Annotated in this window: 16 protein-coding genes; 9 read left to right on the top strand and 7 right to left on the bottom strand. The window is 70.3% G+C overall.

Annotated features, from left to right (window positions below; all coding sequences use genetic code 11):
* The first annotated feature begins 4 nt into the window (after positions 1–4).
* On the top strand, positions 5–559 hold the full coding sequence (locus MA875_RS10160; RefSeq protein WP_308221517.1) for a DUF3093 domain-containing protein: 555 nt from the start codon (positions 5–7) through the stop codon (positions 557–559).
* On the opposite strand, the gene MA875_RS10155 is transcribed toward MA875_RS10160, so the two are convergent.
* The gene (locus MA875_RS10155; protein WP_124293148.1) at positions 492–785 is read right to left on the bottom strand and encodes a DUF4193 domain-containing protein; all 294 of its coding nucleotides are present in this window, start codon (positions 783–785) and stop codon (positions 492–494) included. The genes MA875_RS10160 and MA875_RS10155 overlap by 68 nt on opposite strands.
* Before the next feature lie 276 nt (positions 786–1,061).
* Here MA875_RS10155 and sepH point away from each other — a divergent pair, with 276 nt between their 5' ends.
* Positions 1,062–2,105 carry a septation protein SepH gene (gene sepH / locus MA875_RS10150; RefSeq protein WP_248242179.1) on the top strand — a complete coding sequence of 348 codons (1,044 nt, stop codon included), beginning with the start codon at positions 1,062–1,064 and terminating at the stop codon, positions 2,103–2,105.
* 14 nt (positions 2,106–2,119) lie between these two features.
* Here the strand turns inward: sepH and MA875_RS10145 are convergent, their stop codons facing one another.
* Complete coding sequence (locus MA875_RS10145; RefSeq protein WP_248242178.1) at positions 2,120–3,244, bottom strand: alkaline phosphatase family protein; 1,125 nt, start codon at positions 3,242–3,244, stop codon at positions 2,120–2,122.
* A gap of 61 nt (positions 3,245–3,305) precedes the next feature.
* On the opposite strand from MA875_RS10145, the gene MA875_RS10140 reads away from it, so the two are divergent.
* Entirely contained in the window at positions 3,306–5,762 is a 2,457-nt protein-coding gene (locus tag MA875_RS10140; protein WP_248242177.1) for a DNA gyrase/topoisomerase IV subunit A, read from the top strand.
* A 65-nt stretch (positions 5,763–5,827) separates the two neighbouring features.
* Here MA875_RS10140 and MA875_RS10135 read toward each other — a convergent pair whose 3' ends face one another.
* On the bottom strand, positions 5,828–7,900 hold the full coding sequence (locus MA875_RS10135; protein WP_248242176.1) for a DNA gyrase/topoisomerase IV subunit B: 2,073 nt from the start codon (positions 7,898–7,900) through the stop codon (positions 5,828–5,830).
* A gap of 168 nt (positions 7,901–8,068) precedes the next feature.
* Between MA875_RS10135 and MA875_RS10130 the strand changes: the two genes are divergently transcribed.
* On the top strand, positions 8,069–8,287 hold the full coding sequence (locus MA875_RS10130) for a DUF7455 domain-containing protein (protein WP_141938350.1): 219 nt from the start codon (positions 8,069–8,071) through the stop codon (positions 8,285–8,287).
* Positions 8,288–8,289: 2 nt separating this feature from the next.
* On the opposite strand, the gene MA875_RS10125 is transcribed toward MA875_RS10130, so the two are convergent.
* Together MA875_RS10125 and MA875_RS10120 are read right to left on the bottom strand one after the other, a co-directional pair.
* Positions 8,290–9,342, bottom strand: a complete 1,053-nt coding sequence (locus MA875_RS10125; protein WP_248242175.1) for an alanine racemase — start codon at positions 9,340–9,342, stop codon at positions 8,290–8,292.
* Positions 9,339–10,061 (bottom strand): alanine racemase C-terminal domain-containing protein, encoded by a 723-nt coding sequence (locus tag MA875_RS10120; RefSeq protein ID WP_248242174.1) that lies wholly within the window; start codon positions 10,059–10,061, stop codon positions 9,339–9,341. The genes MA875_RS10125 and MA875_RS10120 overlap by 4 nt, the downstream gene beginning before the upstream one ends.
* Positions 10,062–10,109: 48 nt before the next feature.
* On the opposite strand from MA875_RS10120, the gene MA875_RS10115 reads away from it, so the two are divergent.
* Together MA875_RS10115 and MA875_RS10110 are read left to right on the top strand one after the other, a co-directional pair.
* The gene (locus MA875_RS10115) at positions 10,110–11,135 is read left to right on the top strand and encodes a sugar-transfer associated ATP-grasp domain-containing protein (protein WP_248242173.1); all 1,026 of its coding nucleotides are present in this window, start codon (positions 10,110–10,112) and stop codon (positions 11,133–11,135) included.
* A gap of 91 nt (positions 11,136–11,226) precedes the next feature.
* The gene (locus MA875_RS10110) at positions 11,227–11,778 is read left to right on the top strand and encodes an HdeD family acid-resistance protein (RefSeq protein WP_248242172.1); all 552 of its coding nucleotides are present in this window, start codon (positions 11,227–11,229) and stop codon (positions 11,776–11,778) included.
* 28 nt (positions 11,779–11,806) lie between these two features.
* On the opposite strand, the gene MA875_RS10105 is transcribed toward MA875_RS10110, so the two are convergent.
* Both MA875_RS10105 and MA875_RS10100 read right to left on the bottom strand, forming a co-directional pair.
* Complete coding sequence (locus MA875_RS10105) at positions 11,807–13,786, bottom strand: S9 family peptidase (protein WP_248242171.1); 1,980 nt, start codon at positions 13,784–13,786, stop codon at positions 11,807–11,809.
* A 3-nt stretch (positions 13,787–13,789) separates the two neighbouring features.
* Complete coding sequence (locus tag MA875_RS10100) at positions 13,790–14,554, bottom strand: SDR family oxidoreductase (RefSeq protein WP_248242170.1); 765 nt, start codon at positions 14,552–14,554, stop codon at positions 13,790–13,792.
* 128 nt (positions 14,555–14,682) lie between these two features.
* Between MA875_RS10100 and MA875_RS10095 the strand changes: the two genes are divergently transcribed.
* The 3 genes from MA875_RS10095 to MA875_RS10085 are packed head-to-tail and all read left to right on the top strand — an operon-like array spanning position 14,683 to position 17,067.
* Positions 14,683–15,177, top strand: coding sequence for an NfeD family protein (locus MA875_RS10095; protein ID WP_248242169.1), 495 nt, complete (start codon positions 14,683–14,685; stop codon positions 15,175–15,177).
* A complete protein-coding gene (locus MA875_RS10090) occupies positions 15,174–16,283 on the top strand; it encodes an SPFH domain-containing protein (RefSeq protein ID WP_372492564.1) in 1,110 nt (369 codons plus the stop codon). Before MA875_RS10095 ends, MA875_RS10090 begins: the two co-directional genes overlap by 4 nt.
* On the top strand, positions 16,276–17,067 hold the full coding sequence (locus tag MA875_RS10085) for a glycerophosphodiester phosphodiesterase family protein (protein ID WP_248242360.1): 792 nt from the start codon (positions 16,276–16,278) through the stop codon (positions 17,065–17,067). Before MA875_RS10090 ends, MA875_RS10085 begins: the two co-directional genes overlap by 8 nt.
* Positions 17,068–17,126 lie beyond the last annotated feature (59 nt).

Below are 17,126 nucleotides of genomic sequence, written 5' to 3'. Positions count from 1 at the left end.
GCACATGTCCGAGCCACGCCGCAGCGGCGAGCAGGCCGTGCTCTACCGGGAAAGACTGGGTCCGAGCCTGTGGCTGCTGGTCGCCGCCGCCCTGTGCGGACCGATGGCCGCACTGGTGTTCACCCCTGTCGATGCCACGGTCGCCCTGGCGGTGGGGGCCGGCGTGGCGGCCCTCGTCGTCGTCTTGCTGGTGGCCGCCTCGCCGGTGGTGGAGGTCGGTGGCGACGGGATGCTGCGGGCCGGCCGTGCCCGCATCGAGGTGCGCCACCTGGGCGATGCCCAGGGGTTCACCGGCGACGAGGCCCGCCGCAAACGCGGGGTGGACCTTCACCCTCGTGCGTGGCACCTCATCCGCGGCGGGATCGACCCTGTCGTGGTCATCCCGCTCGAAGATCCTGATGATCCGGTGCCGTCGTGGGTCATCTCGACCCGCACGCCTGACCGCTTGATCGCCGCCATCGATCGGGCACGACGGGGAGATGCCGAGCCGGTTACGCCGCGCACTCCCGGCAGATCGGTCCGTCGCCGCCCTCGTGGTCCAGCTGGGAGCGGTGCTTGACGAGGAAGCAGTTCATGCAGGTGAACTCGTCCTCCTGCGGAGGGAGCACGACGACATCCAGCTCGAGGTCGGACAGGTCGGCGCCGGGCAGCTCGAAGCCCGAGGGGTTGTCGGCGTCCTCGACGTCCACCGAACCGGACATCTTGTCGGGGACACGCTCCTTGAGCGCCTCGATCGACTCGCTGTCGTCTTCGGTCTTGCGGGGGGCGTCGTAGTCGGTTGCCATGCGGGGGGATCTCTACTTCCGGTGATTCTCGGGTGCACCTGGCCTGAACAGGCGGCCATAGTTTGCATGACCGGGGGGCATTTCGCAAATGCCGTCCCAGGACCTGCAGCGGCCGGTTCGGACGCCCACGAGCGCGCCTGCGGGTGATCGGATGCCGCCCCAGGCGCGTGGGGGCGACGATCACCCACCGGAACATGCGCCACGCGCACGATATTCCCGGCCCCGAGGCCTCGCTGTGACACCATGGCGGCACTGCTGAGTCGGAGAGGCGTTCGCATGGAACAGCTCAAGGTGATCGGAACCGAGGACGACAGACTCGTCCTCGCGACCGAATCGGGCGACCGGTTCTCGCTGCCCGTCGATGAGGTGCTGCGCAACGAGCTGCGCCGCACGCGGCGTGATCGCGACCCCGACGGCCAGACCGTCCGCCCCAGTCCCCGCGAGATCCAGTCGCACATCCGTGCCGGGCTGTCGGCGACCGAGGTGGCGACGCTGCTGGGATGCCGCGTGGAAGACGTGACCCGCTTCGAGGGCCCGGTGCTCGCTGAACGCGACCACGTGGTCGGGCAGGCACTGGCCGTGCCGGTCCTGCTGGGCGGCCAGCTCGAGCACGACGCTCACCCCACCTTCGGCGCGGCGGTGCGCGGCAAGCTGCACGAAGCGGGTGCGATCGGCGAGCGCTGGACGAGCTGGAAGGAGCCGTCGGGCTGGATCGTCAAGCTCGAATTCACCGCGAACAGCGTCGACCATGACGCGCGATGGAGCTTCGACCCGCGCCGCAGCACCCTGTCGCCGCTCAACGCCGACGCGATCCAGCTGTCACGACAGGGCTCTCTGCCCGAGGGACTGATCCCGCGGCTGCGCGCGCTGGACACCGCCCCGGCCAAGGACGACTCCCGCTTCGACAGCGGCGCATTCGGGCCGCGCCGTCCCCCCGAGGCCGATCTCGAGCAGCCGGAGATCCCGGCGCCCGTCGCCCCCGCCGTCCAGCAGGCCGCGATCAAGCGCGCGACCGAACCGGCTGTGACCTCTGCCGAGACCGCCGACCTGCTCGAGGCATTGCGGCGCCGCCGCGGTCAGCGCGAACCGCTCCCCGGCGCCGACGAGGCGCGGGAACGCGTCGCCGCTTCGCAGCCGGTCGCGCTCTTCGATGCTCTCGAGCCGGGGTACGCCGAGACGCCCGAGCCGTCCGACGACGATGCGCCTACCGACAGGGGTGCGTCATCGCCCCATCTGGCCGAGGCGGCGGGCCGCCGAAAGGGGCGGACCTCCATGCCCTCCTGGGACGAGATCGTCTTCGGCGCACGCGGCGAGGACTGAGCTCACCGCACCGCTCACGCGAAGGCGCCCAGTCGGATCAGGGGAACGATCCGCTCGGCGTCGGTGAGAGAGCCGTGCTGTCCGACCATCTGCTGTCCCGTGCGTTCGGGGTCGCGGTCGTCGTAGTAGGCGGTGGCTCCGCGCGCGGCGATGAGGACGTCACCGATCCGCGGCAGCACCGCGCGATCGACCTCGCCGAACAGGCCGCTCGCGACGGCCTCGTCTCTCGTGAGGATCCACGCGTGGGAGGACTCGGCCGCTCGCCACGCCTCGGCGACGACGCCGGCTGCCCCCGGATCGGTGTACAGATGCAGCATCCGCGGCTCACCGCCGATCTGCGCCACGCGCTCGATCAGCGGGCTCCCCTCCCCCAGCAGGCGATGCCGGTGCCGGGGGACGTCGACCATCCCGTGGTCGGCGGTGACGACCGCCCCCACACCGACCGGCAGCGCCCCGCCCAGCCGGGCGAGGGCGGCGTCGACGTCCTCCAGCCCGACCGTCCACTCGTCGGACTCCCAGCCACGACGATGCCCGATCCCGTCGAGTTCGGGCGTGTAGAGGTAGATGAGGGCGCCTGCGTGCCGGGTCGCAAGGTCGACGGCGAGGTCGACCCGGTCGACGAAGTCCTCGGCCGGCACCGCCGCGGCACCGCGCATCGTCGCCTCGGTGAAGCCCGTGCCGGTGTACTCGGGCTTGGAGACGAAGAACGTCGGCCGGCCGGCGTCGGCTTCGCGCCCGAACAGAGGCGCCGCGCGCTGCCAGCTCACCGGCAGTCCGTGGGTGTCCCATCCCCGCAGCTGGTTGAGCACCTCGCCGGTGTCGGGCACCAGCGCCCGGTAGCCGACGATGCCGTGGATGCCGGGCTCGGTCCCGGTCAGGAGGCTCGTCAGCGCCGCGGCGGTGGTGGAGGGGAACACGGTGCGCGCGACATCCCGCTTCGACATCGCCGCCGTGAGGTATCTGGCGTGACCGGCACGGGCTCGTAGGTTGTGCGCACCGAGTCCGTCGACCACGCAAATGATCGCGCTCCGCGCGGGAGCGAACCGGTCGGAGGAACCTGCGAGCGCCGCGATCAACTCGGGCACGACCCCGGTGAGGCGCAGGGCTCCGGGCGGGTCCGGCGGTAGGCTGACGGTCACCCGGGCCAGTCTGGCACACGCCGCCGGCGGCTCCCCCGCTCCGTCTTGGAACCCCATCGCCATGCCCGCATCACCTGCTGACACCACGCCCGCCGAACGCATCGAGGACGTCGACGTCTCCGTCGAGATGCAGGGCTCCTTCCTCGAATACGCCTACTCCGTCATCTACTCGCGCGCGCTCCCCGACGCGCGGGACGGATTGAAGCCGGTGCAGCGACGCATCCTCTATCAGATGGCCGACATGGGGCTGCGCCCCGACCGCGGGCACGTCAAGAGCGCCCGGGTGGTCGGCGAGGTGATGGGGAAGCTCCATCCGCACGGTGACGCTCCCATCTACGACGCGCTCGTGCGTCTGGCCCAGCCGTTCTCCCTGCGCGTTCCCCTCGTCGACGGACACGGCAACTTCGGATCGCTCGACGACGGTCCGGCCGCGCCGCGGTACACCGAGGCGCGCTTGGCTCCCCCGGCGCTGGCGATGACCGCCGACCTCGACGAAGACGTCGTCGATTTCATCCCGAACTACGACGGCCAGTTCCAGCAGCCCGAGGTGCTGCCCGCCGCGTTCCCCAACCTGCTCGTCAACGGCGCGTCGGGCATCGCGGTCGGAATGGCCACGAACATGGCGCCGCACAACCTCATCGAGGTGGTCGCCGCGGCCGTGCACCTGCTCGAGAACCCCGAGGCGACCCTCGAGGAGCTGATGGAGTTCGTACCGGGTCCCGACCTGCCCTCGGGCGGGATCATCGTCGGACTGGACGGCATCCGCGACGCCTACGCCGCGGGGCGGGGTTCGTTCCGCACCCGGGCGAAGGTCTCGATCGAGAGCCTCGGTCCGCGCCGGACGGGCCTGGTCGTCACCGAGCTGCCGTATCTGGTGGGTCCGGAGCGGGTCATCGAGAAGATCAAGGACGCCGTCACCAGCAAGAAGCTCACCGGCATCTCCGACGTCACCGACCTCAGCGACCGCACCAAGGGACTGCGCCTGGTCATCGGTGTGAAGACGGGGTTCGATCCGAACGCCGTCCTCGAGCAGCTCTACCGCCTGACGCCGCTGGAGGACTCCTTCGGGATCAACAACGTCGCCCTCGTCGACGGCCAACCCAAGACCCTCGGGCTCCGGGAGATGCTGCGGGTGTATCTCGACCACCGCATCAGGGTCATCACCCGGCGGAGCGAGTACCGCCTCGCGCGTCGGCGCGAGCGCCTCCACCTCGTCGAGGGCCTCCTCATCGCCATCCTCGACATCGACGAGGTCATCCAGGTGATCCGCACTTCCGATGACGGTGAGCAGGCGCGGGGGCGCCTCATGGACGTCTTCGATCTCACCCAGGTGCAGGCCGAATACATCCTCGAACTGCGCCTGCGCCGCCTGACGAAGTTCTCCCGCATCGAGTTGGAGGCCGAGCGCGACGCGCTGAAGGCCGAGATCGACGCCCTCGTGGAACTGCTCGGCGACCCCGCCCTGCTCCGTGCCCAGGTGGCGGCGGAGCTGGAGGCGACGGCCGAGGCCCTCGGCACTCCTCGGCGGACCCTTCTCCTCAACGGCGGACCGGTCGCACCACGGTCGTCGAAGTCGGCCGGTCCGGTCGACCTCCAGATTGCCGATGCACCCTGCCGCGTGTTCCTCTCCGCGACGGGACGGATGGTCCGGGCCGAGCGGAGCCCGGATGCACCGGGCGGCGGCATCGTCCCCCCGTCGCGACGCGCGAAGCACGACGCGGTGCGTTCCGCCGTCGACACCACCACACGCGGCGACGTGGGCGCGATCACGTCGGCGGGGCGTCTCATCCGGTTCTCCCCTGTCGACCTTCCCTCCGTTCCCGGCAACTCGGTTCAGCTCGCCGCGGGCAGTCGCGCCGATCAGTACCTGGGCCTCACCGGCGGCGAACACGTCGTGGCGCTCGTGCCCCTGGCCGCCGACCCGCCGATCGCCCTCGGCACCGCGCAGGGCGTGGTCAAGCGCGTCGCCGCCTCCGAGCTCGCTGCGGGCAAGCACGACGTCGCGATCATCGCCTTGAAGGAGGGCGACAGGGTGATCGGGGCCGCTCCCGCGCCCGACGGCGCGGAGCTGGTGTTCATTGCGGCAGACGCGCAGCTCCTGCGCTTCGACGCCGCATCGGTCCGGCCTCAGGGTCGCGCCGCCGGCGGGATGGCCGGCATCAGACTGACGCCGGGCGTGGAGGCGATCGGCTTCTTCGTCGTCGGCGGTTCGGCCTTCGACGCGGTCGTGGTGACGGTCGCGGGTGCCTCCACCGCACTTGCCGGCACCGACGCCGGGTCGGCGAAGGTGTCGGCATTCACCGAGTACCCCGCAAAGGGTCGCGGCACCGGAGGGGTGCGCGCGCACCGCTTCCTCAAGGGCGAAGACACCGTGACCCTGGCCTGGGTCGGGTCGGATCCCCGCGCCGTGGGGACCGACGGCGCCGTCCGCCCGCTTCCGGCCTCGGGCGCGCGGCGTGACGCGTCGGGGACGCCGCTGGACGGGGTCGTCGGAGCGCTCGGCACCGTCGTGCGCTGACCCGCGGTTGAGAACGCGGGTGACGGCGGGAACGCAGGTGACGGCGGATGCCGCGCAGCGGCGTATCAGGCGTCGATGCGCTCGCGCGACAGCCGGTCGCTGGAGTCGACGATGAACTCGCGCCGGGGCCCGACGTCAGTGCCCATCAGCAGCTCGAACACGCTCGAGGCCGCCTCGGCGTCCTGCACGCGCACACGGCGGAGGGTGCGTCCGCCGCGGTCCATCGTCGTGGTCGCGAGCTGGTCGGCGTCCATCTCGCCGAGACCCTTGTAGCGCTGCACCGGCTCCTGCCAGCGTTTGCCCGCCTTCGTGAGCTTGGTCAGCAGCGTGTGCAGCTCCTGCTCGCTGAAGGTGTAGATGGTCTCGTTCGGCTTGGTCCCCGGGTTCATCACGATCACGCGATGAAGCGGGGGAACCGCGGCGAACACCCGGCCCGCTTCGACGAGGGGACGCATGTAGCGGAAGAAGAGCGTCAGCAGCAGGGTGCGGATGTGTGCGCCGTCGACATCCGCATCGCTCATGAGGATGACCTTGCCGTAGCGCGCCGCGTCGAGATCGAACGAGCGTCCGGAGCCCGCACCGATGACCTGGATGATCGACGCGCACTCGGCATTGGACAGCATGTCGCTGATGGATGCCTTCTGCACGTTGAGGATCTTCCCCCGGATCGGCAGCAGCGCCTGGTACTCGCTGTTGCGTGCCAGCTTCGCCGTCCCCAGTGCCGAGTCGCCCTCGACGATGAACAGCTCCGATTCAGCGACATCGTTCGTGCGGCAGTCGGCCAGCTTCGCCGGCAGGGACGAGGACTCGAGGGCGTTCTTCCGGCGCTGCGTCTCCTTGTGCGTCCGGGCTGAGATGCGCGCCTTCATCTCCGAGACGACCTTGTCCAGCAGCAGCGAGGTCTGCGCCTTGTCGTCGCGCTTGGGAGAGGCGAATCGCGCCGTCAGCTCGCGCGTCACCACCTGGGCCACGATCTGCCGGACCGCCGGGGTACCGAGGACCTCCTTCGTCTGCCCCTCGAACTGCGGCTCGGGCAGCCGGACGGTCATGACGGTGGTGAGGCCCGCGAGGATGTCATCCTTCTCGAGCTTGTCGTTGCCGACCTTCAGCCGACGGGCGTTCTGCTCCACCTGTGCGCGCAGCACCTTCATCAGGCCCTGTTCGAACCCCTGCTGATGCGTGCCGCCCTTGGGGGTCGCGATGATGTTGACGAAGGAGCGCGCGACGGTGTCGTAGCCGGTTCCCCACCGCAGCGCGATGTCCACCTCGCAGGTGCGTTCGACCTCGGTCGGGATCATGGCGCCGGTGGGCTGCAGCACGGGAACGGTCTCGGTGAACACACCCGTGCCGGTCAGGCGCCACACATCCGTGACTGCCGCGTCGGGGGCCAGGAACTCCACGAACTCCGAGATGCCGCCCTCGAACCGATAGGACGTCTCGACCGGCTCCGCTGTGCGCTCGTCCCGGACGACGATCTGCAGACCGGGCACGAGGAACGCCGTCTGACGCACCCGCTGCTCCAGCTCGTCGAAGGAGAACGCCGCATCGCGGGTGAAGATCTGCCGGTCGGCCCAGTAGCGGATGCGCGTGCCCGTCGCGCCGCGCGGCGCCTTACCGATCACCCTCAGCTCGCTGCTGTCCTCAAAGGGCGTGAACGGCGAGTCTGGCCCGGGACCGGCGAAGACGCCGGGCTCCCCGCGGTGGAAGGACATGGCATAGGTCTTGCCGCCGCGGTCGACCTCGACGTCCAGTCGCTCGGACAGCGCGTTGACGACGGACGCACCGACGCCGTGAAGACCTCCGGATGCCGCGTAGGAGCCGCCGCCGAACTTGCCGCCCGCATGGAGCTTCGTGAAGACGACCTCGACGCCCGTCAGACCGGTGCGGGGCTCGACGTCGACGGGGATACCCCGGGCGCGGTCGCGCACCTCGACGCTGCCGTCGCTGTGGAGGACGACCTCGATGCGATCACCGTGACCGCCCAGCGCCTCGTCGACGGCGTTGTCGATGATCTCCCACAGGCAGTGCATGAGACCGCGCGCATCGGTCGACCCGATGTACATGCCCGGACGTTTGCGGACGGCCTCGAGCCCCTCGAGCACCTGCAGGTGGTGGGCGGAATACTCAGCGGCGGTCACAATCTCCAAGGCTAACCGGGGGCACCGACCCGACCTTGCACAGACACGACCCCCGGGCGCCGCCGTACGCGCTCAGCGAACGGTCACCGGATCGCGGCATGACCGTAACAATGCCGTGGTTGTATGTGTGGACCACGCCGAGAGTCACATCCCCGAGGAGGCACCGCGATGACACTTTCGACACCCTCTGAGACGGCCGTCCTCGAATACCGCTTGACGGCGGTGGACCGCTGCGATTCCTGCGGAGCTCAGGCCTACATCGCCGCCGAGGTGAACGGCAGCGAGCTGCTGTTCTGCGCACACCACGGTCGGAAGTACGAAGAGAAGCTGCGCGCCGTCGCCACGTCCTGGCACGACGAGACCGCGCGCCTCAGCAGCGACGACTGACATCACCGCCCGCCCCGGTACCGCCGGGGCACCAGCGGCGACACCCGGACCGCGACCTCTTCGCCGATCGTCCCGATCGATTCGGCGAGGGAGGTCGCGGTCTCCTCGTCATTCCGGGCATCCCCGAAGATGACGACCCGGTCTCCCGCGGCGGCCCCGGGCCAGGCGCGGATTTCCGACGTCGACCCGTGCACCGCGAGAAGTCCACGGCGCCCTCCCGGTGTGGCCACCTCGACGCGTGAAGCGAGCGTCCGGAAGAGCCCGTCTCGGGCTCCGACCGCGATGCGCGCCACATCGCCCGCCACCGCGACGACGGGGGCCTCCCAGCGAGCGATCGGCCGGATCCCGAGCGCCTCCTCGTCAGGCCCACCGGCCGGTCGGATGCCGTAGCAGAACGCGCCGACCCGAGCGAGGTCGTAGCGGAACTCCGGGCGCGCGAACGAGGCCGCGCTCGCGGCGAGGTGGCGGAGGCGGGGACGAAGCCCCGCGGCCTCGGCGACGCGCACCGCGTCGTCGAACCGGGCCCGGGCGAGGTCGTCCTCCTCGTCGGAGGCCTCGGCGATGTGACTCCAGATGCCCTCGACCACGAGCGCTCCGGCACGTTCGCCGGCGGCCGCGGTCGCGACGAAATCCGGCCACTCCTCGGGGCGGACCCCGTTGCGGCGAAGCCCCGTGTCGATCTTGAGGTGCACCCGCGCGGGATGCCCGGTGCCGCCTCGCGCGACGATGTCCTCCAGGAGGCGGCGGTCGCCCACCCCGATGTCGAGATCCGACGCCAACGCCGCGCTCACCTGCGCGGGGGTGTCGGCGATCCAGACGAAGATGCGCGCCCCGTCGCCCGCGAGCCGGCGCACGCGCGCGCCCGTCAGGACGTCGAACGCTCCGAACCACCGGACGCCCTCGCGCTCGGCACGCTCGACAACCGGGTCCAGTCCGTGCCCGTAGGCGTCGTTCTTGACCACGAGCATGAGCTCGGCGGGCGCGACCGCCGCGCGGACGCGGTCGAGGTTGGCCGCCAGCAGATCGAGGTCGACCTCGAGCACCGACCCGGTCACGTCGTCTCCCGGCGGGCCCGGACACCCACGATCGAGACGATCTCGTCGGCGCCGAGATCCGTCGCCGAGGTCCATGCGGCCAGCGACGGCTCCCCACGATCGGGATCGCCGAAGAACGCCACCGGGGTGCCCGGCGCGACGACGCCGTCCGCTCCGAGGTCGATGACGCAGACATCCATCGCCACACGCCCGATGACGAGCGCGTCGCGCCCCGCGACGCGCACCGTGACGCGACTGCCGAGCTCCCTGATCACCCCCTGCCCGTACCCGCCGGTGACCAGGGCCGCCGTGGTGTCGGTCGCCGCGCGGAACGTGTAGCCGTAGGAGACGCCCTCCCCCGCCCGGAGGGACTTGGTCGCGATCACCCGGCCGACGAGCGACATGACGGGGCGAGCGGATGACCCGGGGAGGCCGAACACACCGCTTCCGCCCAGCACGCCGCGCTCCTCCTTCTCGCCGACCGGTGCCCAGCCGAGCCCCGAGGACGCCACGGCACCGGCGACGAGATCGGTCCCGTGCCCCCACCCGTCGGCGTTCAGAACCTCGCGGTCCACGGCGAGGAAGCCGGCCTCTCGAGCCCTGCGAAGGTTGTGCTCGATCGCCGCGATCGCGATCCGCGCCACGGGGCGATGGTCGACATCGCGCTCTGCGGCGACATCGCGAACCCCGGAAGCCCCCGCCGGCCGGCCGGTGGACGGACGCAGAGGATCCACCGACATCACCCCTCTAGACTATCCGGGTCCGTCGTCCCCGACTCGAAAGTCCCCATGCCCTCGACCGGTCTCGGCTTCTCCACCCGCCTCCGCTACCTCGCCCATCGCGCACGTCGGATCAACGTCGGCTCGGTGTGGGAGCGGGCGAAGGACGCGGCGGCGCAGCACGGCAAGTGGACGCCGGCCGTCGTGGTGGACATGCTCTACTCCGCCGGATTCCGTCAGGTCGGCTTCCAGGACTACGTCGACTACGACTTCGCGATCCTCACTCGCCGGGAACGGGCGACGTTCATGACCCACCCGTTCTCCAATCAGCTGTCGCAGCGCTTCGACCACCCCGACTTCCGTCACCTCTTCCAGGACAAGATCGAGTTCGATCGGGCGTTCTCCGAACATCTGCAGCGCGAGTGGATGGTCGTCGAGTCCGACAACGCCGACGCCGTCCGCGCGTTCGCGGAGCGGCACGGCACGATCGTCACGAAGGAGCCGATCGGGCAGGCAGGCACGGGCGTCCACCGCTACCACGCCGCCGATGTCGATGACTGGGCGGCGTTCCACCGCGGGCTGCGCGACCGCGGCGAACTGCTCATCGAAGAGGTCATCCAGCAGCATCCCGACCTCGCCGCGGTGTGTCCGGGAACGGTGAACACCACGCGTGTGACGGCGTTCTTCGACGGTGAGCGCACCCACATCCTCGCGATCGCCCAGAAGTTCGGTCGCGGAGCGGTGAGCGACCAGATGTCGTTCGGCGGCTTCTACACGATGCTCGACGACGACGGTCGCGCCGTGGGCCCGGGGTACGACTCCCACGGCCATGTGCACGTCACGCACCCCGACTCGGGTTTCCGCATCGCCGACTTCCAGCTGCCGATGATGGCCGAGGTCGTCGCGTTCGTGGACCGCGTCGCGCGCGTCGTTCCCCAGGTGCAGTACGTCGGGTGGGACATCGTGGTGACTCCTGGCGGTCCGGTGCTCGTCGAGGGGAACTGGGGCGCCGGCGTCTACGAGAACAAGCCGAGCGTGACCGGCATCCGCACCGGCCACAAGGCCCGGTATCTGGCCGCGACCGGACTGGCCTGACGCGCGACGGCCTGTCGCCGTTCCCTCGAACCCGGCCCGGGGTTACAGTGAGAGCGCAGTCTCTCAGGAAACGCTCAGAAAGGGTTCGGTCATGTCCACCGGTACCGGGGAGAAGTCCCTCACCAACACCGTCCGGGTCGCCCTCGGCGTCGTCGGCGCGATCGCGCTCATCTTCGGTCTGCTCATCCTCATCTGGCCCGAGAAGACCTTCAGCGTCATCACTTGGATCCTCGCCGTCTACGCGATCATCGCCGGGCTGGTCTACATCGGCCTCGGTGCGTTCTCGCGGGAGCGGGGCGGGTGGTCGCGGATCGGCTACATCGTGCTCGGCGTGCTGTTCGTCATCGCCGGCATCGTCGCCATCGCCAACATCGCCAGCGCCGCGAGCGTCCTGCTTCTCCTCGTCGGACTGATGATCGGCATCACCTGGGTGGTCGAAGGCATCGTCTCGCTGTCCACGCTCTCGGACACGTCGTCGAAGGGCTGGACGATCTTCTTCGCGATCATCAGCATCGTCGCCGGCGTCGTGGTGATGTTCGCCCCGATCTGGGGCGCCCTCATCGTGTGGCTCTTCTTCGGCGTCTCGCTGGTGATCCTGGGGATCATCCAGATCGTCCGAGCCCTGCGGTTCGGACGCATCTGAGACACCCCGCCGGGGCTGTCCGGTCGGTTCAGCCGGCCGGCAGATGGCGCGCCCACCACTGCGTCACCGCATCGAAGCGCTCGATGCGGTGACGAGGCTGCCCGCTTCTGGTCAGCTCGTGGTTCTCACCGGGGAAGATCAGCATCTCGCTCGGAACTCCCGCGCGGGTGAGCGCTGAGTAGTACCGCGTCGCCTGCTCCAGCGGGCACCGATGATCGGCTTCGGCGTGCATCACCAGGGTCGGCGTCCGCACCTGCCCGACGACCTCCATCGGGCTCTGCGAAGCGATCTGCTCGGGGTCCACGCCGACGTACTCGTCACCGAAGAACGATCCGATGTCGCTCGTCCCCTGGAAGGACGTGGGCTCGAGGAACCCGCGCTCGACGATCGCGCCGCGGAACCGGTGGTCGTGCGCGATGATCCACGCGGTGAGGTACCCGCCGTAGGAGCCGCCCATGATGCCCAGTCGTCCCGCATCGAGAGCGGTGTCGGACTCCAGCACGCCGTCGAGGAAATCGATCACGTCGTGGTGGTCGACGGTGCCCATGGCCTGCCGGATCGCCCGACCGTGCGCGCGACCGTAGCCGGCAGATCCCCGCGGGTTGCAGTACACCACGGCGTAGCCCGCATCGACGAGGACCTGGGTCTCGTCGAACAGGTGGATGCCGTAGCTGGCATAGGGCCCGCCGTGGATCTGCAGGATGACGGGAAAAGGACCGTCGCCCGGCGGCCGGGCGACCCAGCCGTGCACCGGATACCCGTCGCGACCGCGGATGGTGATCTCCTCCGGTGCCACGACGCCCGAGGCTGCCGCCGCCGCGCCGAACGCCGTGAGCGCGCGCACCTCGCCGCCTTCGGCGAGCACCAGCTCGCCGAACGATTCCGGCGTCGCCACCGCGGCGACGACGACGGATCCGGATGCCGCGTGACCGAGCACCTCGCGGTCGCCTCCGATGACCGTCTCGGCCGAACCGTCGCGCGCGACCCGCAGGAGACGGACGCGTCCGCGGCGCCGGTCCTGCACGAGGAAGTCGTCGCCGATCGGGGTGATGTGGCTTCCGACCTCGCCGAGGTCGATGGTCTCGGGATCGGTGAGGACGCGGGCCTCCCCCTCGGCGATCACATACAGCGCCGTACCAGGGGCCACGAAGTCGGTTCCCGTACTCCCGACGTCTGCGGCCAGGGCGGCCACCGCGCCGTCGTCTGCGACGGCGAGGCCCGTCACCCACAGGTTCGCACCGGTTCCGAGGACCTCGCGGTGCCCGGAGCCGTCGAGGTGGTGCGCGATGACCGGGGTGCGCAGGTCTCGTCTGTCGTCTTCGATCCGGTCGGGAACGGCCAGTACCTCCTCGCCGGACACGGCGAGGGTCGACCAGCTGAGGTCGCCCTCGGTGAGCGCGCGCGGGGTCGCGCCGATCACGGTCCGGCGCGGTGCCTCATCATCGTCGCGCACGGCGGGTGCGGGCTCGTAGAACGGCTCGCTGTCGACCTCGGGCGCCGCGATCACGAAGATCTGCGCCGGGCGATCGGCGAGGTAGCCGAGACCATTGGCATGCCACCGGATGCCGGTGATCCGGCGGGGCGCCTCGGCCGCGGCATCCAGTCCTTCGACCGTGCCGTAGCGTCCGTGCTCCGGTATCCGGGCGGTGTAGACCAGCGAGCGTCCGTCGGAAGTCCAGACGACCTCTCCCACCCCGAGCGGAGCGTCGGTCGCCTGCACCGGCTCTCCGCCGTCGACGCCGACGACGAAGACCTGCCCGCGGCCCTTCGCATCGGGGCGGAGGAAGGCGAGCCGGGTGTCATCGGGGGAGAGCCTCGGAGCGGTGTCGAGGACTCCGCGGGTGAGGCGGCGCGGAGCGCCACTCGGAAGGTCGATCCGCCAGAGCTGGCCGACCATCCTGTTGGCCGGAAGATCGGGGCGAGTGACCGAGAAGACGGCGAAGCCGCCGTGCGATGCGAGCGAGGGCCGGCCGACCCCGAGGAGCTTCTGGATGTCGGTGGGACCCACGTCTCACTCCCCCGCGAACGATCCGGTGTCGCCGACCAGCCGGGTGTTGTCGCCGGGGATCGGGTCGACCGCGGCCCGGGCCACCTCGGCGGCGAACTCCGAGACGTTGTAGAGGCGCCCCGCCGACTCGCGGCGCGAGGCGATCGCGCCGGGATTGGCACGCTCGAGGAGCGTCGCGGTGATCGTGCCTTCGATCATGTCGCCGGAGACGACGACGAAGCCCACACTGCGCTCGGCGAGCATCGGGATGCGCTCGCGCAGCGCGTCCTCGCCCGCGCGCTTGGACAGCGCGACCGGCTCGTACTCGGGCATCGTCGGCGTCGTGCGGATGAAATGGGCCTGGTGACTGGTGACGAAGACCACACGGGATCCCGGGCCCAGCAGCGGCAGCGCGGTCTCGAGGACCGACACCTGCGCGTCCCGGTTCAGGCGCAGCGCGTAGTCCTCCGCCATTCCGGCCTCCATCCCGCCGGAGGCGTTGAGGACGAGGATGTCGAGCCGGCCGAACTCGCGTTCCACCTCGGCGAACATGGCCTGCACCGACGCCGGATCGGTCAGATCGGCCCCGACGACCAGGACGCGGACGCCCCGCTCACGCAGCTGCCCGGCGAGCTTCTCCGCCCGGGGAGCCTTGTTGCGGTAGTTGATGACGACGTCGGCACCCGCTTCGGCGAGGAAGCGGACGGTGTCGGCACCGATACCGCGGGAGGATCCGGTCACGAGGGCGATCTTGCCGGCGAGCGATCCGGGAGCAAGGGTCTGAGACATGTGTGGCGACTCCTGTGATGACGCGCCGCGGATGCCGCGGCAAGGCCGTCCGGCCCCCTGAACCCTATCAACGCCGACGTGTCCGACTCCGGTGTTAGGGTGGCCGTCAAGGCCGAGGAGGAGCCGCGATGCTGCCGGATCTCACGCAATATCTCTGGATCGTGTGGCTGGTGCTGGCGGGGATCTTCATCATCATCGAGCTGCTCACGCTCGAGTTCACCTTCCTCATGATCGGCGCCGGAAGCCTCATCGGTGGTCTCGGCGTCAACCTCCTCGGCGGCCCGTGGTGGCTGCAGATCGCGGCAGCCGCGGCCATCTCTGCGCTCCTTCTCTTCACGATCCGCCCGCTGCTGCTGAAACTGCTCCATCGCGGGGAACCGGCGCGCACCAACGTGGATGCCCTCTACGGCATGGGTGGGCGCGTGGTGGCGGCGTTCGTCGACGGCGAGGGCGGCTCGGTGCGCCTGGACAACGGCGAGACCTGGACCGCCCGTCTGGCCGACGGCGCCGTGACCGCCGGTGTCGGCGTGCGCGTCACCGTCGACCGCGTTCTGGGTGCCACCGTCGAAGTGTCCCCCACCGCACCCGCTTCCCCCGCCCCAACGGAAGGAAACACCCCGTGATCGATCCCGGTGCCTTCATCGGCCAGATCTTCGTGATCGTCCTCCTCGTCGTCCTGGCGATCTTCGTGGTGGTGGTGCTCTTCCGTTCCATCCGCATCATCCCCCAGGCTTACGCGGGCATCGTCGAGCGACTCGGCCGCTACCAACGGACCCTCTCTCCCGGCCTGAACATCCTCGTCCCGTTCGTCGATCGGCTCCGCCCCCTTGTCGACATGCGCGAACAGGTGGTGTCCTTTCCGCCGCAGCCGGTCATCACCGAGGACAATCTCGTGGTGTCGATAGACACCGTCGTCTATTTCCAGGTGAACGACGCCCGTGCGGCGACCTACGAGATCGCCAACTACCTCAGCGCGGTCGAGCAGCTGACCACCACGACGCTGCGCAACGTCGTCGGTGGGCTCAACCTCGAAGAGGCGCTCACCAGCCGCGACAACATCAACGGTCAGCTTCGCGTGGTGCTCGACGAAGCCACCGGCAAGTGGGGCCTTCGGGTCTCGCGCGTCGAACTGAAGGCGATCGACCCGCCGACCTCGATCCAGGACTCGATGGAGAAGCAGATGCGCGCCGAGCGGGATCGCCGCGCCGCGATCCTGACCGCCGAGGGCACGAAGCAGTCTCAGATCCTCGAGGCGGAGGGCCGGCGTCAAGCCGAGATCCTTCGGGCCGAGGGCGACAAGCAGGCCGCGGTGCTTCGCGCGCAGGGTGAGGCCGAAGCCATCGAGATGGTGTTCGGCGCCATCCACGCCGGCGAACCCGACGACAAACTGTTGGCCTACCAGTACCTGCAGACGCTTCCGAAGATCAGCGAGAGCCCGTCGAACAAACTCTGGATCATCCCGAGTGAGCTGACCGAAGCGCTCAAGGGCATCGGCAACGCGCTCGGCGGGCGCGAGGACGGCGGATCCTCGTCCGCCTCGGGCGCGCGTCGGCCCTCCACCGCAGCGCGCCGCGCCGAGTACTCGGCGGCGTCCGATGCAGCGGTGGCCGCCGCGCGCGAAGCCGCGTCCGACGCAGACGCCATCGCCAACGAGGCCCGGTCCACGACACCCGGCGCGGTCCGCGCCGACAGCCCCGCCCCGACCGAGGCCGGGGGCGACGCTGCCTGAACCGACGCATCCCTGGTTCCAGGCGTCGGATGCGCCGCGCATCCTCGCCCACCGCGGTCTCGTTCCGGAGGGATCCGCAGATCTCGTGGAGAACTCCTTCGCCGCCGTGGCGGCCGCGCACGCCGCGGGCGCGACCTACGTCGAGTCGGACTGCCACCTCACCCGCGACGGAGAGGTGGTGCTGTTCCACGACGACGATCTGCAGCGCGTGGCGGGCGACCCCCGCGCGGTCGCCGACGTGACCCTCGCTGAGCTGGCGGAGCTCGTGGCCGGGCGCGGCGGGCTGCTCACCCTCGCGCAGGCGCTGGAGTCGTTCCCCACCGTGCGCTTCAACCTCGATGTCAAGGCCGCGGCTGCGGCGGAGGCCGTGGGCCGAGGCATCGCCCCCTACGCCGACCGGGTGCTCGTGACGAGCTTCTCCGACGAGCGTCGGCGCATCGCCCTGCAGGCGGCGGCCGACGCGGGAGCGCCCCTCCGGCCGGCGACCTCGGCGGGCACCCGGACCATCACCCGGCTCCTCCTGGCCTCGGGGGTCCGCGCTCACCGAGCGGTCACGCGCCTGCTCTCCGACGTCGATGCCGTCCAGGTGCCCGAGCGGCACGGCCGTGTCCGGGTCCTCACCCCCCGCCTCATCGACAGCGCCCACCGCCACGGAGTCGAGGTGCACGTGTGGACGGTCAACGACCCCGCCGACATGCAGCGACTCCTCGACGCCGGCGTGGACGGACTCGTCACCGATCGCGCCGACATCGCCCTTCCGCTCGCCGCGCGCCACGCGTCCTGAGTCCCCGCGAGAACAACGGGGCCGAGGCCTGAGCATCGGCTGTGAAAGCCCGCTCCGGG

It is taken from the genome of Microbacterium kunmingense, from assembly GCF_023155745.1.
Taxonomy (GTDB): domain Bacteria; phylum Actinomycetota; class Actinomycetes; order Actinomycetales; family Microbacteriaceae; genus Microbacterium; species Microbacterium kunmingense.
The sequence above is the reverse complement of the archived record's forward strand: the minus strand, read 5'-3'. Positions and strand labels throughout refer to the sequence as shown.